General features: G+C 37.6%; 23 protein-coding genes and 6 pseudogenes. 23 read left to right on the top strand and 6 right to left on the bottom strand.

Annotation, left to right across the window (positions count from 1 at the left end; all coding sequences use genetic code 11):
• Window positions 1–52 precede the first annotated feature (52 nt).
• Together MHH44_RS20370 and MHH44_RS20365 are read right to left on the bottom strand one after the other, a co-directional pair.
• Window positions 53–466, bottom strand: coding sequence for a universal stress protein (locus MHH44_RS20370; protein ID WP_340799455.1), 414 nt, complete (start codon window positions 464–466; stop codon window positions 53–55).
• Between the two features lie 13 nt (window positions 467–479).
• The gene (locus MHH44_RS20365; protein WP_445683046.1) at window positions 480–1,907 is read right to left on the bottom strand and encodes a SulP family inorganic anion transporter; all 1,428 of its coding nucleotides are present in this window, start codon (window positions 1,905–1,907) and stop codon (window positions 480–482) included.
• A 93-nt stretch (window positions 1,908–2,000) separates the two neighbouring features.
• On the opposite strand from MHH44_RS20365, the gene MHH44_RS20360 reads away from it, so the two are divergent.
• The 11 genes from MHH44_RS20360 (at window position 2,001) to MHH44_RS20315 (ending at window position 11,454) form a co-directional block, all read left to right on the top strand.
• The gene (locus MHH44_RS20360) at window positions 2,001–2,543 is read left to right on the top strand and encodes a recombinase family protein (protein ID WP_340799454.1); all 543 of its coding nucleotides are present in this window, start codon (window positions 2,001–2,003) and stop codon (window positions 2,541–2,543) included.
• Window positions 2,544–2,680: 137 nt separating this feature from the next.
• Window positions 2,681–2,866 (top strand): hypothetical protein, encoded by a 186-nt coding sequence (locus MHH44_RS21235; RefSeq protein WP_445683059.1) that lies wholly within the window; start codon window positions 2,681–2,683, stop codon window positions 2,864–2,866.
• Between the two features lie 587 nt (window positions 2,867–3,453).
• On the top strand, window positions 3,454–4,401 hold the full coding sequence (gene trxB / locus MHH44_RS20355) for a thioredoxin-disulfide reductase (protein WP_340799453.1): 948 nt from the start codon (window positions 3,454–3,456) through the stop codon (window positions 4,399–4,401).
• On the top strand, window positions 4,401–4,814 hold the full coding sequence (locus tag MHH44_RS20350) for a protein-tyrosine phosphatase family protein (RefSeq protein ID WP_340799452.1): 414 nt from the start codon (window positions 4,401–4,403) through the stop codon (window positions 4,812–4,814). The genes trxB and MHH44_RS20350 overlap by 1 nt, the downstream gene beginning before the upstream one ends.
• Before the next feature lie 68 nt (window positions 4,815–4,882).
• On the top strand, window positions 4,883–5,197 hold the full coding sequence (locus MHH44_RS20345) for an ArsR/SmtB family transcription factor (protein ID WP_340799451.1): 315 nt from the start codon (window positions 4,883–4,885) through the stop codon (window positions 5,195–5,197).
• A gap of 9 nt (window positions 5,198–5,206) precedes the next feature.
• Window positions 5,207–6,496, top strand: coding sequence for an arsenic transporter (locus tag MHH44_RS20340; RefSeq protein WP_340799535.1), 1,290 nt, complete (start codon window positions 5,207–5,209; stop codon window positions 6,494–6,496).
• Window positions 6,497–6,514: 18 nt separating this feature from the next.
• Window positions 6,515–6,940 carry an arsenate reductase (thioredoxin) gene (gene arsC, locus MHH44_RS20335; RefSeq protein ID WP_079524113.1) on the top strand — a complete coding sequence of 142 codons (426 nt, stop codon included), beginning with the start codon at window positions 6,515–6,517 and terminating at the stop codon, window positions 6,938–6,940.
• 18 nt (window positions 6,941–6,958) lie between these two features.
• Window positions 6,959–7,318, top strand: coding sequence for an arsenite efflux transporter metallochaperone ArsD (gene arsD, locus MHH44_RS20330; RefSeq protein WP_079524112.1), 360 nt, complete (start codon window positions 6,959–6,961; stop codon window positions 7,316–7,318).
• Window positions 7,318–9,084, top strand: coding sequence for an arsenical pump-driving ATPase (gene arsA / locus MHH44_RS20325; protein ID WP_340799450.1), 1,767 nt, complete (start codon window positions 7,318–7,320; stop codon window positions 9,082–9,084). The genes arsD and arsA overlap by 1 nt, the downstream gene beginning before the upstream one ends.
• Entirely contained in the window at window positions 9,081–9,362 is a 282-nt protein-coding gene (locus MHH44_RS20320; RefSeq protein ID WP_340799449.1) for a Fe-S cluster assembly protein HesB, read from the top strand. The genes arsA and MHH44_RS20320 overlap by 4 nt, the downstream gene beginning before the upstream one ends.
• 523 nt (window positions 9,363–9,885) lie before the next feature.
• A complete protein-coding gene (locus MHH44_RS20315; RefSeq protein ID WP_340799448.1) occupies window positions 9,886–11,454 on the top strand; it encodes an IS1182 family transposase in 1,569 nt (522 codons plus the stop codon).
• Window positions 11,455–11,793: 339 nt separating this feature from the next.
• On the opposite strand, the gene MHH44_RS20310 is transcribed toward MHH44_RS20315, so the two are convergent.
• A complete protein-coding gene (locus tag MHH44_RS20310; protein WP_340716285.1) occupies window positions 11,794–13,032 on the bottom strand; it encodes an IS110 family transposase in 1,239 nt (412 codons plus the stop codon).
• A gap of 450 nt (window positions 13,033–13,482) precedes the next feature.
• Between MHH44_RS20310 and MHH44_RS20305 the strand changes: the two genes are divergently transcribed.
• From MHH44_RS20305 to merA, 7 genes and pseudogenes are all read left to right on the top strand, one after another.
• Complete coding sequence (locus MHH44_RS20305) at window positions 13,483–14,211, top strand: alkylmercury lyase family protein (protein WP_340799447.1); 729 nt, start codon at window positions 13,483–13,485, stop codon at window positions 14,209–14,211.
• A gap of 77 nt (window positions 14,212–14,288) precedes the next feature.
• On the top strand, window positions 14,289–14,687 hold the full coding sequence (merR1, locus tag MHH44_RS20300) for a mercury resistance transcriptional regulator MerR1 (RefSeq protein WP_340799446.1): 399 nt from the start codon (window positions 14,289–14,291) through the stop codon (window positions 14,685–14,687).
• Window positions 14,684–14,971, top strand: a complete 288-nt coding sequence (gene merE, locus MHH44_RS20295; RefSeq protein ID WP_340799534.1) for a mercury resistance MerE — start codon at window positions 14,684–14,686, stop codon at window positions 14,969–14,971. Before merR1 ends, merE begins: the two co-directional genes overlap by 4 nt.
• Window positions 14,968–15,264 (top strand): mercuric transport protein MerT, encoded by a 297-nt coding sequence (merT, locus tag MHH44_RS20290; protein WP_340799445.1) that lies wholly within the window; start codon window positions 14,968–14,970, stop codon window positions 15,262–15,264. The genes merE and merT overlap by 4 nt, the downstream gene beginning before the upstream one ends.
• Window positions 15,265–15,287: 23 nt before the next feature.
• A complete protein-coding gene (merP, locus tag MHH44_RS20285; RefSeq protein ID WP_340799444.1) occupies window positions 15,288–15,662 on the top strand; it encodes a mercury resistance system substrate-binding protein MerP in 375 nt (124 codons plus the stop codon).
• An 18-nt stretch (window positions 15,663–15,680) separates the two neighbouring features.
• A pseudogene (locus tag MHH44_RS20280) lies at window positions 15,681–15,860 on the top strand (heavy-metal-associated domain-containing protein); the annotation flags it as partial.
• 57 nt (window positions 15,861–15,917) lie between these two features.
• Entirely contained in the window at window positions 15,918–17,576 is a 1,659-nt protein-coding gene (gene merA / locus MHH44_RS20275) for a mercury(II) reductase (protein ID WP_340799533.1), read from the top strand.
• Window positions 17,577–17,887: 311 nt separating this feature from the next.
• Here the strand turns inward: merA and MHH44_RS20270 are convergent, their stop codons facing one another.
• Entirely contained in the window at window positions 17,888–18,655 is a 768-nt protein-coding gene (locus MHH44_RS20270) for a TerC family protein (protein WP_340799443.1), read from the bottom strand.
• A gap of 244 nt (window positions 18,656–18,899) precedes the next feature.
• Window positions 18,900–19,066 (bottom strand): annotated as a pseudogene (locus tag MHH44_RS20265) (MBL fold metallo-hydrolase); the annotation flags it as partial.
• 3 nt (window positions 19,067–19,069) lie between these two features.
• Here MHH44_RS20265 and MHH44_RS20260 point away from each other — a divergent pair.
• The 5 genes and pseudogenes from MHH44_RS20260 to MHH44_RS20240 all read left to right on the top strand — a co-directional run.
• Window positions 19,070–19,512 (top strand): annotated as a pseudogene (locus tag MHH44_RS20260) (CNNM domain-containing protein); the annotation flags it as partial.
• Between the two features lie 80 nt (window positions 19,513–19,592).
• The gene (locus MHH44_RS20255; RefSeq protein WP_340799442.1) at window positions 19,593–20,849 is read left to right on the top strand and encodes a TrkH family potassium uptake protein; all 1,257 of its coding nucleotides are present in this window, start codon (window positions 19,593–19,595) and stop codon (window positions 20,847–20,849) included.
• A gap of 516 nt (window positions 20,850–21,365) precedes the next feature.
• A pseudogene (locus tag MHH44_RS20250) lies at window positions 21,366–21,500 on the top strand (phosphatase PAP2 family protein); the annotation flags it as partial.
• 215 nt (window positions 21,501–21,715) lie between these two features.
• Window positions 21,716–22,333 (top strand): DedA family protein, encoded by a 618-nt coding sequence (locus tag MHH44_RS20245; RefSeq protein WP_340798686.1) that lies wholly within the window; start codon window positions 21,716–21,718, stop codon window positions 22,331–22,333.
• Window positions 22,334–22,383: 50 nt separating this feature from the next.
• Window positions 22,384–22,503 (top strand): annotated as a pseudogene (locus MHH44_RS20240) (undecaprenyl-diphosphate phosphatase); the annotation flags it as partial.
• A 150-nt stretch (window positions 22,504–22,653) separates the two neighbouring features.
• Here the strand turns inward: MHH44_RS20240 and MHH44_RS20235 are convergent.
• Window positions 22,654–22,832: pseudogene (locus MHH44_RS20235) on the bottom strand (transposase); the annotation flags it as partial.
• Window positions 22,833–22,942 lie beyond the last annotated feature (110 nt).

Raw genomic sequence — 22,942 nt, 5'->3', positions numbered from 1 at the left:
TTGTAACCATGCTGCTCTCACAAAGTTGAAAAATATTTTTTATTCCATTACGTTATTTCACAATTAACGCTGGGCAGTGAACACGCTTCATTACTTTATGGCTTACACTACCTAATACCATTTCCTGTAATGAATTCAAGCCACGGCTACCTATGATAACAAGATCAACTTTCTTCTCATTTGCATATTTCACAATTTCAGGGCCAGGTGTACCATGTAATATTGTTAATTTACATTGTTTTCCAGCTAAACGTAAAACCTCTTCTATTGGCGCAACTTTACGTTTACGCTCCAACATTAAACTTTCGCTGGACTTTGAATGTAAAACTTCGGTTTTTGCCTTCTCAAAATCTGCAACATATACCATTTCAATTAATGAGGCCTCTGAAGCAATTTTCACTGCTTCTTTAGCTGCACGCACAGCATTTTCAGAGCCGTCAACCGCTAATAAAATATGCTTATACATAAAGAATCCCCCTTTAATGTGACACACTAATATTTAATAATTGTTTATAGAGTTTTTCACTCGCAGGATTCATACCGATGACTTTTACTGTCTTACCCTGCTCTTCCAGCTTTGTGACGACTTTTACAACAGCACCAACAGCGGATTCGTCCCATAAATGACTACTTGATAAATCAATCGTGACATAATGTTCTTTTGCTTCTTCAAGCGTTTGAATAAAGTTTTGTGTCGATGCGAAAAACAGTGGTCCTTCTACAATAAACAAACCTCTATTCTGATGGATACGAACCTTTGAAATCGATGCTACGAAGAATAATGCACTTAAAATTACTCCCAGAACAACGCCAATTGCTAAGTTGTGTGTATATACAACTGCTGCAACTGTTGCAAGCATCACAATCGCATCTGTCCGAGGCGCTTTTGCAAGATATTTAAACGAACCCCAATCAAATGTACCGATACTCACCATTATCATAATTCCTACAAGTACAGGCATTGGGATATCTACGACAACATTCCCAAGTACTAAAATCAAGAACATTAAGAATAACCCTGCAACAAGTGAAGATAGGCGACCTCGCCCACCAGATTTAACATTAATAATTGATTGGCCAATCATTGCACAACCAGCCATCCCACCGAAGAAACCTGTGACAACGTTCGCAATACCTTGCCCACGCGCTTCTTTATTTTTTTCAGATTTCGTATCTGTCATATCATCGACAATTTGAGCCGTCATCAGAGATTCCATTAAGCCAACTAATGCCAGTGCAAGTGCATATGGGAAAATAATCGACAATGTTTCTAAATTTAACGGTACATCTGGAATGAAGAAGCTAGGTAAACTCTGTGTAATTGAACCTAAATCCCCAATTGTCTTTAATTCCACATTAAACATAAATGTAACAGCTGTTAATAATATAATCGCGATTAATGGAGCTGGAATCGCTTTAAAGAAACGTGGCAATATATAGACGATGAGTAATGTAATTGCTATAAAGACATACGTCATTGTCCCTTCACCTAAAAAATGTGGTACTTGTGCCATAAAAATAAGAATCGCTAAAGCATTCACGAAACCTAACATGACTGAATTCGGAATAAAGCGCATTAATTTCGCAATGCCAAACACACCGAATAGTACTTGTATAACCCCTGTTAAAATTGTAGCCGCTAATAAATACTGTAATCCATGATCTGCTACTAAATTAACGATAACTAATGCCATTGCGCCAGTTGCAGCAGAAATCATTCCCGGTCTGCCACCAACAAATGCTATAATAACTGCAATAGAAAATGACGCATAAAGTCCGACCATTGGATCGACACCAGCAATGATGGAAAAGGCAATTGCTTCCGGAATGAGCGCTAATGCCACGACAATCCCTGATAAGATGTCTCCACGCACATTACCGAACCATTGTTGTTTTAAACTTTGCATGATATTCTCCTTCTTAAAAAATAAATTCCTAGAATATCATAGCATACTTTTCCCGAAAAGGAACCTTTATGGAACGAATATGGAGTGAAATGAATGATTTACGGTTATCAACGACCACTATACAACGATGAAGATATGCACATACAAACGGCTGCTTTAGTGGCTTGCGACCATGTTTTCACTGAAATCCATGGCCGTGCTAAAAAACGTGAGGCGCTAGAAGATTTACTTATGAGAATGGAAAAAGGCGACACGATTCAAGTGCAACGTTTTTTCAGTATTGCAGATACCACTAGGCATTTGGAGGAATTGCTTAAAATATGTAAAAAAGATCAAGTGGTAATTCATTTTCTAGAGGAAGATATTACATCTACAGAAATCTTAGAAAAATCGCTCGAACAAGTTTTACAGTTCTTTTTAACTTTCCAAAGCGATATCGTAAAGCAATCAACAACTTTAGGTATGGCAGAAGCAAAGGCAAAAGGAAAATCCATCGGCCGACCTAAAAAATCCGATGATAATGTGAAGAAGGCGATAGACATGTATCAGTCCGGAAATTTCACGCTTCATGAAATTAAAGGTGAGACAGGTATTAGTAAATCGACACTTTATCGATATCTAGAGTCTTTAGAATAAAGGATAATTAAATAAATATTCTCTGGGGAAGACGTATCTATTTGGACAATTACAGTCCCTTCACCAACTACGACTTTTTAAAGGCGAAGAATTAATTAAGTAAGTTTCGTGTTTTAAATAGGGAACTCTTTAATAAGATTAAATTAATTCACGGCGAAGATAGTGGTATTCACATATTCCCTGCCACATCAGTATCAACTGCGGTTGAAATTGGACCAGTCTGGATGCCAAAAGCTGACTTACCATTACACTTATACGTTGAAAATAAGAAAAATGGCAGCTTCCAAACAACATGTACCATTGGCGAACATAGTTATGTATAAACGATTAAAACAAGCCAACCTTAATGGTGTTGGCTTGTTTTAATTATGCTATCAAGCCAATTACCAATGATACATTCAATGCAAGACTAGGATGATTGAAATTACCCTAAAATGTTACAAATTTTTCACACACACTATTGATTGCAATGGCTAGATGTAGTGAAGCCCTTGATTCAAGTTAATAATGTAATATTAGTTAGATTACCTAAAAAGAAAGACTTCTTTTGTAAAGAACATGAACTGTCCTGTTTATATAGTATCCATGGGCTTTTTAATACTTTTGTTCCCTTTGTCATGTCGGAAACAAAAGTCTCTTTATACAGTGTGATTAGACAAAATTTAATCCTTTAAACAAGAGCTATCCCCATTTGTATGTAATTTAATCTTATAATTTTTTAAGTACGAGGCTATGACAAAAGTGTATTAAGATTTAAAAATAAGTAATATATATTTATTAATGTTTTGTAAATTGAATTTTAATGGTTGCAAAAACGGTTAGTAAAACATAATATAAGTATATCGTTATATAACGATGTTTTATTTTCATAAATATATAAGTATTTACTTATGTTTGGAGGTTATTTGTTTTGAGAAGGAAAGTAGTCATTTTAGGTACAGGACCAGCTGGAGCTACAGCTGCTATTTACTTAGCTCGTGCTAATATGGGGCCATTAATAATTGAAGGTATTCAACCTGGTGGGCAATTAACTCTCACTACAGAAATTGAAAACTTCCCTGGTTTCATTGAAGGAATTGATGGTGCACAGTTAACAAATAATATGAAAAAACAAGCACAGCGATTTGGTGCAGAATTTATGAACGGATGGGTTACTTCAGTCGATTTATCAAAGAAGCCATTTGTTTTACAAGTAGAGGGCTTTGGTGAAGTTGTCACGGATAGTTTAATCCTATCAACAGGCGCATCAGCGAAATTTTTAGGTATTCCTGGAGAAAAGGACAATGTAAGTCGTGGTGTTAGTACGTGTGCAACGTGTGATGGTTTCTTCTTTAGAGGGAAACGTGTCATCATCGTTGGTGGAGGCGATTCAGCGATGGAAGAAGCGATGTTTTTAAGCAAATTTGCAAGTGAAGTCATCGTGGTTAATCGCCGTCATGAATTACGTGCGTCTAAAATTATGCAGCAACGTGCAAAAGAAAATGCAAAAATTTCATGGGCATTAAATAAAACACCTTTAGAAGTTTTGGATAATGGCATGCATGTTACGGGTTTAAAAGTACAAAATAATGAAACTGGTGAAGATGAAATAATTGAAACAGATGGTATCTTCCTGGCCATTGGTCATACACCGAATACAGGATTTTTAGAAGGTCAAATTGATACAGATGAACAAGGCTATATTCAAGTGACACCTGGTTCAATGGCAACGAATGTTGAGGGTGTTTTTGCATGTGGTGATGTGCAGGATAACAAATACCGTCAAGCTATTACAGCAGCGGGTACAGGATGTATGGCAGCCTTAGATACAGAACGTTATTTAGAAGAATTAACTTTCAAAGAAAAGGAACGAGTATAATGGAAAAAAATTATCATGCATTAGTAGATGGACGTATTTATATTGGTGGTGCAGAGGATGTATCAAGTGTATTAGAAAATGAGAAAATTGATTTGGTGATTGATTTACGTGGTGAAGAAAACGTGTTACATGAAAAGGCAATTCATTTGCCAATTGTTGAAGGAATTGAAGGTCAACATGAATCTGTTTATCGTGCAATCGATCAAGTAGTGAGTGCGTATCATGAAGGACAAAATATTTATTTCCACTGTAAGAGTGGGAGCAATCGTACAGGTGCCGTTGCAACTGCTATATTACTTGAATTAGGAAAAGCAGCAAATTTAGAAGAAGCCGTGAAGATGGCGAAAACAATTCGTGAAAAAATCAATGTACGTGATGAATTAATGAGTGTACTTGAAGAAAAGTATAAGTAGGAACTTGCATCTGTTTTTTATTCCACTATAATATAAGTATATTGTTATATAGTGATAGGGGGAATAAAATGGAGCTTGAATTAATCGAAAAACAGTTGAAAGCTGTTGCGGACGCCAATCGTTTACGCATTTTAGCTTGTCTAAAAAAAGGGGAAGTATGTGTATGTGATTTTACGGACGTCCTTAATATTTCACAACCTGCTGTAAGTCAGCATCTACGTAAACTAAAAGAAGCAGGCATTATTACAGAGCGAAAAGTGGGTACGTGGAAGCATTACCGAATTCAAGAAAATCAAACTTCGTTAATGCAGAGTGTACTTGCTTCAATTAATGAAGAGTGGACATGTGGTTGTAAAATTGACTGTGAATGTGTGGAGGGCTAAAAATTGAATATGTTTTTCATTGCGGCACTCATTTTTATCGTAACACTGATTTTTGTAATCTGGCAGCCAAAGGGACTGAATATTGGCTGGTCGGCAATGGCTGGAGCTGTCGTCGCATTACTTGTTGGTGTTGTTGATTTTAACGATGTCGGAGCAGTAATTGATATTACGTGGAACGCCACATTATCGTTTATTGCGATTATTTTAATTTCACTAGTATTAGATGAAATTGGTTTGTTCGAGTGGGCTGCACTACATATGGCACGTGCTGCAAAAGGCAACGGTGTTAAAATGTTTGTGTATGTCAGCTTACTTGGAGCTGTCGTTGCTGCATTATTTGCGAACGATGGAGCGGCACTGATTTTAACGCCGATCGTGTTAGCGATGGTGCGTAATTTACAGTTTAGCGAAAAAATGATCTTCCCGTTTATTATGGCGAGTGGTTTTATTGCTGATACGACAAGTTTACCGTTTGTTGTCAGTAACTTAGTCAACATCGTATCAGCAGATTTCTTTGACATTGGATTTGTGGAATATGCTTCGCGCATGGTTATTCCGAACTTGTTCTCACTTGTGGCAACGATTGTTGTACTACTAATTTACTTTAACAAGTCAATTCCACGTGAATACAATGAATCAATGTTAAAGGAACCACGCCTTGCGATTAAAGATATGAAAATGTTCAAGCTATCTTGGTTTGTACTAGCAATTTTAGTTGTTGGCTATTTCTCAAGTGAATTTATTGGTGTACCGGTTTCTCTTATTGCTGGTATTGTTGCGATTTTCTTTTTATTCATGGCAAGACAAAGTGCAGTCGTTGATACAAAAGCCGTTGTGAAAGGTGCACCCTGGAATATTGTGTTCTTCTCTATCGGGATGTACGTTGTTGTATATGGATTAGGGAATGCGGGTTTAACGCCTGTGTTAGCTAGTGTAATCGAATGGACAGCAGAGCAAGGGTTGTTCGCAGCAACAGTTGGAATGGGCTTTATTGCGGCATTTCTATCATCTGTCATGAACAATATGCCAACTGTCATGGTCAATGCATTGGCAATTGCTGAAACGACTACAGATGGTACGTTACGTGAAGCATTAATTTATGCAAACATCATCGGGTCAGACTTAGGACCAAAAATTACACCAATCGGATCTCTTGCAACATTGGTGTGGTTATATGTACTATCTCAAAAAGGTGTAAAGATTTCTTGGGGTACGTACTTTAAAACGGGGATCATATTAACTGTACCCATCTTAATCTTTACATTAATCGGACTTTACATTTCATTACTAATTTTCTAAATAAAGGAGTTTATTCAAATGACAAAAAAAACACTATATTTCTTATGTACAGGAAACTCTTGCCGTTCACAAATGGCAGATGGGTGGGCACAAAAGCTATTACCGGAAGATTGGGAAGTGTATTCAGCCGGTATTGAAACACACGGTGTCAATCCAAATGCAATTAAGGCAATGAATGAAGTTGGAATTGATATTTCTCATCATACCTCTGATTTAATTAACCCAGATATTTTAAACAAGGCTACATTAGTCGTAACACTTTGTGGGGATGCAGCAGATAAATGTCCAATGACCCCTCCAGGCGTACGTCGTGAGCATTGGGGATTTGAAGACCCAGCAAAAGCTACGGGTACAGAAGAAGAAAAATGGGCCGTGTTCCAACAAGTACGTGATGCAATCGGTGCACGTATCGAGCAGTTCGTAAACGAAGAGTTAAAAAAATAAGTGTTTGGAGGGATCGACTTGAAGAAAATTGAAATTTTTGAACAGGCGATGTGCTGTCCAACAGGTGTATGTGGACCAGCAATCGATCCAGAGTTACTACGCATGTCTTTTATTATGAATAACTTAAAAAATACGAACGTGTCAGCTGAACGTTTCAATTTAACGAATCATCCGGATATGTTTATCGACAATAAAGCAGTTAATGATTTATTGATGAATAACGGAATGGATAGCTTACCGGCGACATTCGTGGATGGTGAACTAGTATTAAAGGGGAATTACCCGACAACAGTTCAGTTTGCTGAGTGGTCTGGATTAAGTGAAGATGAGCTTTTGAAAAAGCCGAAAGTACGTCTATCAATCGGAGTGAATAAATAGTGGAACGTTTTACACGTGAGCATTTTCCGACAACACCGTTTCTTTTCTTTACAGGAAAAGGTGGTGTTGGGAAAACATCGACTGCTAGCAGTCTTTCCATTGCGTTAGCGAAAGAGGGACGAAGAGTGCTGTTGATTAGCACAGACCCTGCTTCGAATTTACAAGATATATTTGGTCAGGACTTAAAAAATGAACCAACAAAAATAAACGGTACAGAAAATCTCTATGCACTAAATCTTGATCCTGAGCAAGCTGCAGCAAGCTATAAGGAACAAATGGTTGGTCCTTATCGTGGGAAGTTGCCAGAAGTCGCGATTCAAAATATGGAGGAACAATTATCGGGTGCTTGCACTGTTGAAATTGCCGCTTTTAATGAATTTGCCATGCTATTAACAAACAAAGCGTATACAGAGCAGTTCGATACGATTGTGTTTGATACGGCACCAACTGGCCATACACTTCGTTTATTGCAGTTACCGTCAGCATGGTCAACATTTTTAGATGAAAATACGACAGGTACGTCTTGTCTAGGTCCATTAAAAGGGCTTGAACCACAGCGTGAAGTATATAAGCAAGCTGTTGCTCAATTAACGAATGAGGCGCAAACAACACTGATGCTCGTGACACGACCTGAAGCGAATCCATTAAAGGAAGCAGCACGTGCATCAGAGGAATTATTTGAGATCGGTTTGCGTAATCAGCAATTAATTATTAACGGCTTTCTACAATCGGTAAGTGATGACCCGATTGAAAAGGCATTTTATGAACGTCAAACGGTCGCGCTAAAAGAAATGCCAGAACCATTAAAGGCATTTGACCATTATTACTTACCGTTTGTACCATATTCTTTATCAAGCATTGATCGAATGGAAGCATGGATGATGGATACGAAGTTCGAGACAAATGCGAATGAGCCATCGTCACTAAATACTCCAGAACTTGAAGAAATGATTGCTGATTACGTGAAACGTAAGCCAAAAATTATTTTTTCAATGGGGAAAGGTGGCGTAGGGAAGACGACCGTTGCCTCGTATATTGCGCTTCGTTTAGCTGAAGAAGGTATACGTGTGCATTTGACGACGACAGACCCGGCAGCTCATTTAAACTGGACGTTTGGTCAAGATACAATTGAAGGAGTCACAGTTAGTCGGATTGACCCGAAAGTGGAAATCGCCAACTATGAGGCAGAGGTACTAGCAAAAGCGAGTGAGACAATGAATGAAGACGGACTCGCTTTCGTAAAAGAAGATTTAGCTTCTCCTTGTACGGAGGAAATTGCCGTATTTAGAGCATTTGCCAATCTGGTTGAAACGCATCAAGATGAAGTTATTATTATTGATACTGCACCAACAGGGCATACGTTACTACTGCTTGATGCAACGGAAAACTATCATAGGGAAATTTCACGTTCAGAAGGGGAAGTACCTGTATCTGTATCGAACTTATTACCACGATTACGCGATAAAGACTATACAAGTGTAGCGATTGTTACATTACCAGAAGCAACACCTGTATTTGAAGCAACGCGTTTACAAGAGGATTTAGAGCGTGCTGGATTACATGTGGATTGGTGGGTAATCAATCAATCATTTGCGAATGTACCTTTAACAAGCCCTATTCTCAAACAAAAACAGCAAGCAGAAGTGAAATGGTTAGAAGAAGTAAAAAAAGTTAGCCACAACCGTTTTGTGACGATTCCTTGGGTAAAGGAAGCGCCAGTTGGGAAAGACGGATTACATGCATTGAAAGGGGAGACAATAAAGTGAAGATAAGTCCAGAAGGTAAACAATTTGTAGAGCAAGTATTAGCACAAGCTGAAGGTGCAACATTGCGCTTTTACGGTGTAGCCGGTTGTTGTGGTATGAATTTAAGTGCGGAAATTGCACCAGCACTAGAAGCAGATACAGTAGAGACGGTTGAAGGAATTGAAATCGCCATAGATCCACAAATTGCCCAGCAGTTAACAGACGTAACGATTCACGCAGAAGAAGAAAATGGCCAGCTTGGCTTAGTATTACTAGGCTACGAACAATCAAGCTGCTAATATGGGATTACATCATTCGAGTACATTAACTGCTGAATACTTTTTAAGTTATGCACAACTTGTGATGAATAGCGTAAATTATCGGTAGAAGAAACACAACAGTTTATAGAAGATTTTTTTCTTCAAAGGAGATCCACTTGTTTACGGAGAGTCGACTCGCCAACAATTTTTACAAGCAATGGCTGAGCTCCAAAAATAGTAACAGAAGAGGCTGGGACAAAACCTACCTCAAAATCAAAAGCAATCCAAATTTTACGATAAGTAAAATTTGGACTGCTTTATTTTTTATTTCAGCTTCGCAGCCGTTGTTCTCCGTTACGGCGGACGCTTTCCTAGGGGCACGGCTCGAGCCTCTAGTCTCTCCCTCGTGCTGTTCCCCTGGGAGTCGCCGCCTTCACTCCGAACAACTATTTTTCCCTCTATATCAAGTAAATCTCTACATAATTTCACGCATAAAAAAAGGGCATTCTCTGTTAAAATTTAAGTATCCTACTACCAAATTCTAAACGAAAGAAGTGTCCCTATGTTTAAAGATTATAACATGAATCAACTTACTTTACCGCTAGATTTAGAAGTAAAGTTACATAAAAATGATATTGCCTTTTCCATCCATCATTTGGTCGAAAGCATTCCAAATGAAGCTTTCGCTCCTTTCATTCAACATACTGGTTGCCCATCATATCATCCACGTATGATGTTGAAGTTGATTCTATGCGGTTACACACAATCCACCTTTTCAGGAAGAAAAATAGAGGATCTGACAAGAGATAGTATACGTATGATGTGGCTTGCCCAAGGATATGAGCCAAGTTACCGTACAATCAATCGTTTCCGTGTACATCCAAATATGAAAGAACTCATTCGCCAATGTTTTGTACAATTCCGTTGTCAGTTAGTTGAAGAAAAACTAATCGATCAAGAAGCGATTTTTATCGATGGTACAAAAATTGAGGTAAATGCCAATAAGTTTACATTTGTTTGGAAAAAAGCAGTGGAAAAACATCATTCTAACCTCGTAGAAAAATCGAAGCAACTTTATGATGAGCTACTGGAAAACCAAATTATCCCTGAAATCCAACGTGAAAATGAGGAACAGTTATCTATAGAAGAACTGAAGCAAGTAGCCCATTACGTGGAAGAAGTAGTGGAAGATTTTACGTCCAAAATCGAACAGTCCGAAGATGTCACTGAGCGGAAAAGATTGCGCAGTGAACGAAAAACGCCAAAGCAAATTCTCAAACAAGTCCATGATTGGATTATCCGAAAGCAGAAATACGAAGAGTATTTTGACGTGTTTGGCACACGCAACAGCTATTCAAAAACAGATACCGATGCCACATTTATGCGTATGAAAGATGACTATATGCAAAATGGACAGTTGAAACCGGGCTACAATGTACAAATCGCAACAGAAAGACAATACACACTCGCTTACGATATATTTCCAAATCCGACAGACACGAAAACACTCATTCCATTTCTCGATCAAATTGAAGGAAATTATTTCGAGCTGCCAAAACATATTGTAGCGGATGCCGGGTACGGCAGTGAACAGAATTACCAGGATATTCTTAACAACCGAAACCGAACACCACTTATTACTTATAACCATTACTTAAACGAACAAAAGCGAAAATATAGACAGGATCCTGTCAAGACAAGTAATTGGACATATGATGAGGAAAATGATGCATACATATGCCCAAATGAAAAGGAACTGCGATTCCAATACAATTCCGTTCGTACAGATAAATCGGGCTTCAAAAGAGAATTCAAAGTATATGAATGTGAAGATTGTACGGGATGTCCATTGCGAACATTGTGTACAAAAGCTACGGAAGGTAAAAATCGAAAACTCATGGTCAATGAGAATTGGGAAAAACAAAAAGAAGAAGTAAGAGCGAAGCTTTCAGAAGAAAAAACGGCTGCCATCTATGGTCAACGTAAAATTGACGTGGAGCCAGTTTTTGGATTCTTGAAAGCTAATTTGGGTTTCACGCGATTTTCTGTTCGCGGAAAATCAAAGGTGCATCACGAAATCGGATTGGCATTAATGGCCACAAATTTAAGGAAATATGCGGTGAGGGGGTAACTCTTCATCGGATTTTCTCGAAACATATGACAAAAAGGGAAATTGCATGGTGCAATTTCCCTTTTTATCTGAACTTGAACTAGTTATGTCCCAGCCCCTTTTCTTTTTCTGTTTGTTATGTGGTCTTTTAATAAAGATTGATAATTAATAATTAAGTTCGAAGTTTGATTAAAAACTGTATGGAATGCAGGTTTTCTTATTTCACAAAACCAGCTAATAGTTGTCAAGATTTTTCGATAAAAATATTAAATCCTACATGATATACTAAAAAAGGGTACACCAAATAAGCCTTCCTCTTTAAAATTGGAAGGTTTTGTTTAATCCACTTAAATATACTTTTTAAACCGCATTTTGGAAGGCTTCTTTCCTTTTAAGTAGGGCATATATCCAATGTAAAAGCTTATTAGCACATGCAATGATTGCTACTCTAAATGGCTTTCCTTCTTCGCGTTTTTTATCGTAGAACTCTCGTAATTTCTTATTTCTAGGGAGTATTTCATCACTTGTTTTTTGCTTACGTGCATCTCTTATACCGCATTGTACAGCCATAAATAACGCTTGTCTTAACCTGCTGGAACCTCTTTTGGTTATACGATTGATGGAAGCAGTAAATCGACCAGAAGAGTAAACGCTAGGATCTATCCCGGCGAATGCTACTAGCTTTTTAGGATGGTTAAACCGTTCTATCTCTCCAATTTCAGAGATGATTGTTGCCGCAATCTTTTCTCCAACACCAGGGATAGACTGGATTATCTCATATTCTTCAATTTCTTTAGCGAGGGCATCTATTTCTGCTGCTAACTTTGATAGATGCTCTTGATATTGAAGAACAATGTTAATAAACATTCTTAGGTTAAAGATATGGCTTTGATACAAGTTGTTTTGAAATGGATTACGTAATGCAGCCTCTCTCAATTTAATTGCCTTTTCTTTTGCCCATCTTTCTGAACGGGTTGTACATAATTCCGCAATTTTATTAGTAAGTTCTGATTCGCTAACACTTAAAACCTCTTTGGAGGTTGGGAAGATGGATAGAATCTGTAACGAAATTTTTGAATAGAGATTTCCAAAGACACCTCTGTATTCAGGGAAAACCTGATCTAAGATGGACTGTAGCTGTAACTTTGTTTGTGCAGCTGTGCTTGATACTGTTTCTTGTTGTCTAGTGAGATTACGAAGATTTAAGAGTTGTATACCTCTCTTTTTATATGGCTCTAACTCTTCCTTGTAATACAATTCGCATAGATGATAGGCATCAATGGCATCGGTCTTTACCTTGCGTAAATTTGTACTTCTAGCTCGATGAGAGATAAGTGGATTAACAATAATATAGACGTATTGTTGCTCCTCCAAAAATTGAATAACGGGCATATGATATTGACCTGTAGATTCTAAAATAACCGAAGGTTGCTTACCATCAGCTAATTTCTCTACTTCCTTTAGAAATTCTAATAAACTATCTAAACCATCAAGAGTATGTTTAATACTAAAGCTCTTACGATATGGTTTGCCTTTATCTAAAAAGGCTTGAACCTGACTTTCTCCTTTTGAAACATCCAGACCAACGACTGGATTCATAATTACATCTCCTCCTAAAGAAAACTAAATTCGTCGGTAACCCCTATAGCTGCTTGTAATGTCATAGGTTCGCTTGTTAAACGGGATCCTTGTCCCAACCAGCTCGAAACATGTTTATACAAGTAGGGGGTGAACAGTTTTGCGGACGGGATCAAGTCCCACGGGCCAGACGTTCTACCCCGACTACCGTTATAATAAGACCTAAACAAAAAAGGTCAACCAGAAAAATCTGGCTAACCTCATATTACGATCGGGCCAGATTGTGGAACAACCCTTTTAAAGAAAATTGGATATTTAGAATAGGTGGTAAGGTTAACTAATGGGATAATTTAGTTTTAGAAGATAAAATAATAAATCATACTTGACCCTGTACTATGGTACAGGGTTTATTCTGTACTAGGAAGAAAAATTCTTGTAAACTATTGCAGATCAAATAGAGGAGGCAGCAACATGAATCAAAATCATTTGGATACTTCGTTAAAAGACAAGGTGTTACAATCACTTGGTTTGCCAAAAGAAGGATTTGAGGAAAAAATCCGTTTATTGTCTCTTTCAGAAAATAGTATCCGTTTAGACATTCTTCTTTTCATGGCTGAGGGGAAAATCGTCAACATCAATGATTTAACTGCAACAGAGGAACAAATTGATGTCCAATCTGCTCTTCAACGTTTAAGGGAATTGGATTTAATTCACTGGGACCAAAACTCTGGGGATGTGAACGTGGCGTATCCTTTTTCAGGAGTTCCGACTCCATACCGTGTTACATTGGCTGGAATGTCGCCAGCTTATTCCATGTGTGCGATTGATGCCCTTGGCATTCCATCGATGTTTACAGATGCCGTTATTGAATCGGAATGTGCATTTTGCGGTGAAAAGATTACCATCGATGTGAAAAACAACATGCCCGTTGCCAATTCTGATACCGTGGTTGTAGGCTTGGGAACAACGGATGCTGCCGATACCAACGCTCGCTGCGATTCTTCTTGCGAATCGAATGAGCCAACGTCCATTTCTACCAGCTGTTGCCCAGCCATTCAATTTTATTGTTCTGAGGAACATTGGCAAAAAGCGAATGAAAAGAATTCAACAACGGCGAAAGACAAGCTGACTCTTGCGGAAGCCTTTGAGGTTGGGGCTGCTGTTTTTGGCGGCACGTTATCTGGCTCTAAGGGTAAGTAAAATCTCATGAATGAAGTAAACTATATATTTACCCTGTACTAAGGTACGTGGTTTATGCTGTAAGTGAGGTGAGACGTATGAAATTTCGTATCGGAGAACTGGCTGACAAGTGCGGTGTTAACAAGGAAACCATTCGATATTATGAGCGTTTAGGCTTAATTCCAGAGCCTGAACGTACGGAAAAAGGATACCGAATGTATTCCCAACAAACAATCGATCGATTGCATTTCATAAAACGAATGCAGGAATTAGGATTTACCTTAAATGAAATTGATAAATTGCTAGGGGTTGTCGATCGCGATGAAGCGAAGTGTCGTGATATGTATGACTTCACTGTTTTAAAGATAGAGGACATTCAACGTAAAATTGAAGATCTTAAAAGGATTGAACGAATGCTGATGGATCTTAAAGAAAGATGTCCCGAAAACAAAGATATTTACGAATGCCCCATTATTGAAACACTGATGAAGAAATAAGAGGTGAAACAGAAATGAAAAACACAATAAAAAGTTCAGGATGGTTTCTTGTTGCACTCATCACATGCCCGTGTCATCTATTTTTACTACTTCCGTTGATTGCAGGAACAGCACTGGGATCATACTTCACGGAATTTAAAAATGTTATTTTCATCATGATGGGTCTGTTATTCGTTTTCGCTCTTTTCAAGGGATGGAGAAAACTTGATCCAGAAACAAAAGAGGAAACAAAGAAAGATACAACCACACATGGTTGTTGCAGCATGGAGAGGTTCAAGTCATGAAAGAAAAAGTTTCACAAGTAGCCACTGTATTTTCAGCTTTTGTTGTGGCGGGTTGTTGCCTGGGTCCACTAATCTTGATTCCCCTTGGACTCACTGGGTTTGCAGGCGCAATCGCATTCTATTCGTTGAAGTATCGGTTATTGTTCAGCATCGTTACCATTGTCCTTCTTGCGTACTCCTTTTATATGGTTTATGGAAGAAAGGGGAAAAGGAAAAGTTCTGTCATTGGCTTATGGATTACAACGTTCCTTGTTTTTGCCATATTTCTTTTCTTATTTTCAGTTGAAAGTTGACTATAAAAAATGGGGTGTATTATGTGAAAGTACAAATAATCAGGATTATGATGTTGCTATCCCTTATACTAGTGGTTAGTGCATGCAGTAACGAACAAGAAGGCCAAAAAACTGAAGTATCTAAGAGTGAAGTAAAAACAACTGCTATGAATTCAGAGAAAGATGTAAAAGCTATTACTGAAACTGAGAAGACGGGGGCATTCAAGGTTATAGCAGGGATGGATTGCTGCCCGCCATCAGTTGTGGAAGATGCCATTGCACAGGTTGAAGGTGCTGGCAAAACAGCCATTAAAGTTAATGGTAGCACCGCGGAAGTAACGGTTTCTTTTGATGATACGAAAACCAATTTAGATGCAATTAAGACAGAGGTTTCAGACTTGGGTCTCCCCGTCGAATAAAAGGAGGATATTTTTAACATGAAAAAATATCGAGTGAACGTGCAAGGAATGACATGTTCGGGTTGTGAACAGCATGTAGCTGTCGCTCTTGAAAACATGGGTGCAAAAGCGATTGAAGTAGATTTTCGCCGTGGAGAAGCCGTATTTGAGCTTCCTGATGACGTGAAAGTTGAAGACGCGAAAAATGCGATTGCTGACGCAAACTATCACCCGGGCGAAGCAGAAGAATTTCAATCGGAACAAAAGACGAATTTATTGAAAAAATATCGGCTAAACGTTGAAGGAATGACCTGCACTGGTTGTGAAGAACATGTTGCCGTTGCTCTTGAAAATGCAGGTGCAAAAGGGATTGAAGTAGACTTTCGTCGCGGAGAAGCACTGTTTGAACTACCGTATGATGTAGACATTGATATCGCGAAAACAGCGATTACTGACGCAAAATATCAACCGGGCGAAGCAGAAGAAATACAAGTGCAATCGGAAAAAAGGACAGATGTAAGTTTAAATGATGAAGGTAACTATGATTATGATTACATCATCATCGGTTCTGGTGGAGCTGCCTTTTCATCTGCCATTGAAGCCGTTGCTTTGAAAGCAAAAGTGGCTATGATTGAGCGTGGAACGGTGGGTGGAACTTGCGTTAATGTCGGATGCGTTCCTTCTAAGACCTTATTAAGAGCAGGGGAAATAAATCATCTAGCAAAAAATAATCCATTTGTGGGATTACACACTTCGGCCTCAAATGTTGATTTAGCGCCATTAGTAAAACAAAAGAATGATTTAGTAACCGAGATGCGAAATGAAAAATATGTGAATTTAATTGATGATTATGGTTTTGAATTAATAAAAGGTGAAGCAAAATTCGTAAATGAAAATACAGTTGAAGTAAATGGCAATCAAATCACAGCCAAAAGATTTTTAATAGCTACAGGTGCTTCTTCAACTGCACCTAATATTCCCGGATTAGATGAAGTAGATTATTTAACAAGCACTAGCTTATTGGAATTAAAGAAGGTTCCAAATCGTCTTACCGTAATTGGTTCAGGATATATCGGCATGGAATTAGGACAACTATTTCATAACCTCGGGTCAGAAGTCACTTTGATTCAAAGAAGCGAGCGTCTATTAAAAGAATACGATCCTGAAATATCAGAAGCCATTACTAAGGCCTTAACAGAACAGGGAATTAATTTAGTAACAGGTGCAACCTATGAACGAGTTGAGCAAGATGGAGACATTAAAAAACTTCATGTTGAGATAAATGGTAAAAAGCAAATTATTGAAGCAGAACAATTGCTAATTGCCACAGGAAGAAAACCAAATACAGAATCATTAAACTTACATGCAGCAGGAGTTGAATTTGGTTCCCGTGGTGAAATTGTCATTGATGATTATCTTAGCACGACCAACTCCCGAATTTATTCAGCTGGAGATGTCACTCTCGGTCCCCAATTTGTTTATGTAGCTGCTTATGAAGGTGGACTGGCTGCTCGTAATGCAATCGGAGGACTAAATCAAAAGGTCAATTTAGAAGTGGTTCCAGGCGTTACGTTTACTTCTCCATCGATTGCAACAGTTGGGTTAACGGAGCAACAGGCAAAAGAAAAAGGCTATGAAGTGAAAACGTCAGTCTTGCCGTTGGATGCTGTTCCAAGAGCACTCGTTAATCGGGAAACAACAGGCGTATTCAAATTGGTGGCGGACGCCAAAACACTGAAAGTGCTAGGGGCTCATGTGGTAGCAGAAAACGCAGGCGATGTTATTTATGCCGCAACTTTAGCTGTTAAGTTTGGTTTAACAGTAGAAAATCTTCGAGAAACCATGGCTCCATATTTAACGATGGCAGAAGGTTTAAAATTAGCAGCTCTTACGTTTGATAAAGATGTATCAAAATTATCTTGTTGTGCTGGTTAAGGTTCCTATCATAGGAGCGTCAGCTTTTTCTTATTGAACTAACAGGTGATTATCTTTAATAAGTTTAAGCAATAATCTTCAACAATCGGGCGCGATTGTGGAATATAATCTATTTTTTTCAACTAAAAAGTCTTTACTTCAAGAAAGGATCAAACATTTAAATAGCTCTTATTAATTTAAATAAATAAGAGCCCGTTACTTAATAGTAGCGGGCTTTTTTTATCAACTTGCAACTTTTTCTTATGTCCGGTGAATCATTGTTATCTTTTAGGACAAATTCAAAGTATTTTATAATTTGTGTGCATTTAAATTTATTGTTTAGGAGATTTTATTGTACTATCTTTAGATAAAAACCAACCAGATAGTGCAATTGCAATTAACACGCCATAGAAAATTAGCTTCCACTCAAGGGAATGGGCAAACTCATAAGAAATGACACCCACGTCAGGGTGACTTAAAGTTAATACGGCAAGTTTAACACCAACCCATCCAACTATTACAAATGCAGCAATTTCTAAGCCTGGTTTGGATTCAAGGAGTTTCACGAAAAAGTTTGCTGCAAACCGCATGATAATTAACCCGATTAATCCGCCTGCAAATATAACTAGGAACTTTCCTCCATCCATGCCACCAATCTGCGGTAAATTCGTATTAGGTAAAGTCATTGCGAGAGCTACAGCGGCTAGGATTGAATCGACCGCAAATGCAATGTCCGCCAATTCGACCTTTATAACCGTACCCCAAAAACCAGATTTTTTCTGTTCTTTTTCCTTTTTTGGTCCTTTATTTTTAAAGTATAGTTTCCTTACAATATGATTGATTGCAATGAACAGTAAATAGAGAGCCCCAATAGCCTGAACCTGCCAGACGTCTACTAGGAAAGTGATGATAAATAATGAAGCAAAACGGAAAATGAAAGCACCTGCGAGACCATAAAATAGTGCCCGTCGTCTTTCCTTTTCAGGTAAATGTTTAACCATGATTGCTAAAACGAGGGCATTGTCCGCTGCAAGCAATCCTTCTAAGCCGATTAACAATAATAATACCCAACCATATTCCAATAATAAAGAGATATCCAATTACATTCCTCCGAGCTGCATTTAAGATAAATATTAAATAAGAATAATATTCTCATCTACGTCTAGTATACCCTTATTTAGTATAGTCCGTAACCATGAAAGTGTAATTGTATATTTAATAAATTAAAGCTCTTTACCTGTAAAAGGTAGAGGGCATAAACACTACATTAATGTTTTTTTAAATTACATTTACATACTTACCGTAATCGGGGATTGCGATATCATCGAATTCGTGCACCAATTGTTACAAACTGCTTTCTGAAAATTCACCAGATACCGGCATACCGTGTCCTGTTACAGCCACAGTTGGCATTAGTGATGCCAATTTAATGACTGATTCCTTTTCAGCATTCCAGTCTGTAGTAAGGTAGGGCCAGTAATTTCCAGTTCTTGTGTGAGAACTTTATAAAGCGCCGCATTGACCAGCTCATATCTGAAGGAAATAAAAAAGCGATTATTGCCAAAAAGGTAACGTAGGATTTAGATTATTATTTATCAGCGTGTCAGCTAGGTATAACGGTTACGGCACTTATATTAGGTGCACTTGGTGAGCCGACAGTGAAAAAATATTAGCACCAGTATTCGATTACTTAAATTTAGGGGAAGCACTTTCAACAGCATTGTCTTTTGCAATTGCTTTATCAGTTGTCACTTTCCTACATGTGGTACTAGGTGAATTAATGCCAAAAACTTTAGCGATTCAGTATGCCGATAAAATGACATTGTTATTAGCACCTTCCCTTTATTGGTTTGGTCAAGTATCAAAGTCTTTTATTGCCCTATTAAACGGTTCAGCACAACTTTTATTAAAAGTATTTGGGGTCAAGCCATCTAAACATAATGATGTGTATTCTGAAGTAGGTGAGATTGTGAAGAAATGTACTATGTGCCAGTTTAGTACAACTAAAATCAAATTTAAGATATACAACGTTTATTATTGCTACCTATAACTCAAAAGCCAGATGCAGAGTTATCATTTATTGATGCTGTATTCCTTTCTATTAGTGCAGTAACTGTAACAGGATTATCTACAATTGATTTAAGTCAACTCCTTAGTGTTCCTGGGACGTTCATTTTTGCTGTCATCCTACAGTTTGGTGGTATTGGTATCATGACTTTCGGAGTACTCATTTGGATTTTATTGAGGAAAAAAATAGGAATGCAGAAACGAATACTCATTACGAAAGAACAAAATAGTTTCACTATATCCGGAATCGTTCGGTTTGTTCGAGTGATTTTCTTATTCTTTGTGGTGATTGAACTATTTGGGACTGTTGTATTGGGTACATATTTCTTGAAATTCTTTCCAACTTGGCAAGAGGCCTATTTACAGGGATTCTTTGCCTCTGTTAGTGCCATTACAAATGCTGGTTTTGATATTACAGGAAAGTCGCTAATCCCGTTTGCAAAAGATTATTTTGTCCTGACCTTTAATATGGTGTTCTATATTATTGGATCACTTGGATTCCCAGTTCTAATAGAAGTCCGAGAGTGGCTCAAGCATAAGAAAAAGAGGCAGTTCCGGTTTAGTTTATTTACGAAAATCACAACTGTTACTTTTTTGCTACTTATTGTAATCGGAACCATTTTCATTTTTGTTATTGAGTACAATCATTTTTACGCAAACAAGCCCTGGCACCAATCTTTCATGTATTCTTTGTTCTATTCGATTTCATCGAGAACTGGTGGGATGGCCATCACCGACATAAGCGAATTCTCGCTGCCGACCCATTTGTTTCTATGCATTCTTATGTTCATAGGAGCATCCCCTAGTAGTGCTGGCGGTGGGATCAGGACAACAACGTTAGCAATCATGCTACTCGCCATGTATTATTATGCGAAAGGAGATAAGACAGTAAAAGTATTCAAAAGGGAAATTGTTGAAGAAGATATCATCAAGTCATTCATCGTCTTTACGACAGCGATGTTGCTTTGCAGTGTAGCAGTTATCATTCTTGTATGTATTGAGCCAGCCTTTTCTTTGATTGAAATTTTATTCGAAGTTTCCTCTGCTTTTGGTACTGTGGGTCTTTCGCTTGGTATCACACCTGAATTAAGCACTGCCGGGAAGGTCGTAATTATGATGTTAATGTTTATTGGGAAAATTGGGATATTTACCTTCTTATTCTTTATGGGAGGCAAGACAATCAAACATAAGTATCACTATCCAAAAGAGCAAGTCATTATCGGATAAACAATGTATTTAACTGATAAGACAATTCTATGAACGTTTTTTGTATTAATTATACTAATATTAAATTAATGAGGTGATTGTTACTTAAAAAGAGGCTGAACAATGGTCTTTTCTGCTCCAGAACCGGGCAGTGGTTACGATAAAACTGATGAAATTCACATTTGGAGAAGTATACAAAGACTGGATTGATCTGCAGCAACAACATTTTTTTGGAGGAAGCAAACACGTTCCCGACAAGCAAATCTATGTTGAATGGATCATAAATAAAATGTTTTATAATAATACTTTCAGTTTGATTCTTATTGTACTAACTGGACAGGATAGTTGGAGAAAAATGTTTTAGTTTGTTGAATAATCGGGCCATATTGTGGAATAAAATCACTTTATGCAATGTTACCAAACGACCATTTGGGGAAGTTAAGTTTGATGGCACTGTCAATATTGGACTTATGAATGATTTATTGTGAGTTTCTTTGTGTGAAAATTGGATGAGGGGGATTTTAGTGATTAACGAACTCTAGCATTTATCTGGGGGTACATTATCCGAGCGATATTATCGGAGGATACTTTGCTAGTGCAATATGGCTAACTGTTGCCATTTGGTTCTTCCAAATGTATAAAGAGAAACAATATGAAAAAAATTCTCTATAAGAACAAGTATTTTTGTTGATTTATTTATAAAAGGATAGCAAAGGAAGTTAAAGTGCATGATTCCAAATTTGTGGTTAAATATAAACTAGACATTAAAAATTTTGAATCATTGTACCAGTAAAGTTTTCTTCCTTATTTGGTACTTTAATAGTGGCTTTTAAGATTTTGCTTTTTACTACTACAAACTTAGATCTTACCAAAGTAAAGGAGAGTTTATGGAAAATTGGATTACAGAAATAATGAATAGTTATGGCTACATGGGGATATTTCTCTTAATTATGTTAGAAAATATATTTCCACCTATCCCATCAGAGGTCATACTAACTTTTGGCGGTTTTATGACCACAACAACAAATATGAGTGTTCTAGGTGTAGTTGTTGCCTCGACTGCAGGTTCAGTGGCAGGTGCTGTTGTACTATATGCTATTGGAATGTTAATTAATGTAAATCGACTCGAAAAAATTGTGGACAAATGGGGGCACCTTTTACGCCTTACCAGAAAAGATATTTATAAGGCACAGTCATGGTTTGATCGGTATGGAGTCTGGACTGTTTTCTTTTGTAGATTTATTCCCTTAATCAGAAGTTTAATATCCATCCCAGCAGGTATGGCACGTATGAATTTTTGGTTGTTTTTCCTTCTTACTACAGTGGGAACTATGATTTGGAATGTTGTCTTGACTAAAGTTGGTGCTGCAGTTGGCGCATCATGGCATGATATTGTCAATTATATGAACATATATTCGAACATCGCCTATGCAATCTTGGCCGTGCTGTTCATTATTTTAGTGGCGATTTATGTTAAAAGGAAAACAAAAAAGAACAGCAACTGATAGGGGTGATTGTACGTGGATACAGTAAATGTAATTGAACTTCATACTGCTCTTTAGTTGCTTCCTATTTTTTGTTATAGTGGTTTATTAATATTATGCAAAGAGGGAAACTTGGTTACTTTTCAATCTACTGTTTTGTAGTTGGAATAGCAGTCATTATTTTAAGGTAAATAAATCTTCTACTCCACTTAAAGGGTGGGGTCAGATTGTCGACAAAAGGCATCGAGAGCCCGTCTCTCGATGCCTTTTGTCATTTCTTTTATCAAATTAGTTCCTGGAATTCTGTAAAAGAGTCTCCTCTTCGAGGAAATATGCCTCTATTAAGCCCCTTGCCAAGTCCATGTGGCAAGTTTCTTCAAATTCATGGCAACAAAAGTAGCATCGCCTGCATTGACAATTTTTTAAGGCCCCTTAAAGTTGTCCATCGCATACCATGCTTTTCTTTCGCATCCGCAAAGACACGCTCAACCGTTTCTTTACGTTTCGCATAGATTGATTTAATTAGGTGGAGGAAATAGTGGAGCTCAAATCGCAGTAGAATTATCAAAGGAAAAAGAAACATACTTAGCAATTAGTAAAAAATTATCCTTTACCTTTAGTGTTTTTAAA

It is taken from the genome of Solibacillus sp. FSL K6-1126 (assembly GCF_038003445.1).
Lineage (GTDB): Bacteria > Bacillota > Bacilli > Bacillales_A > Planococcaceae > Solibacillus > Solibacillus silvestris.
Note: the sequence above shows the minus strand (reverse complement) of the source record. Positions and strands in the feature narration are given on the sequence as shown.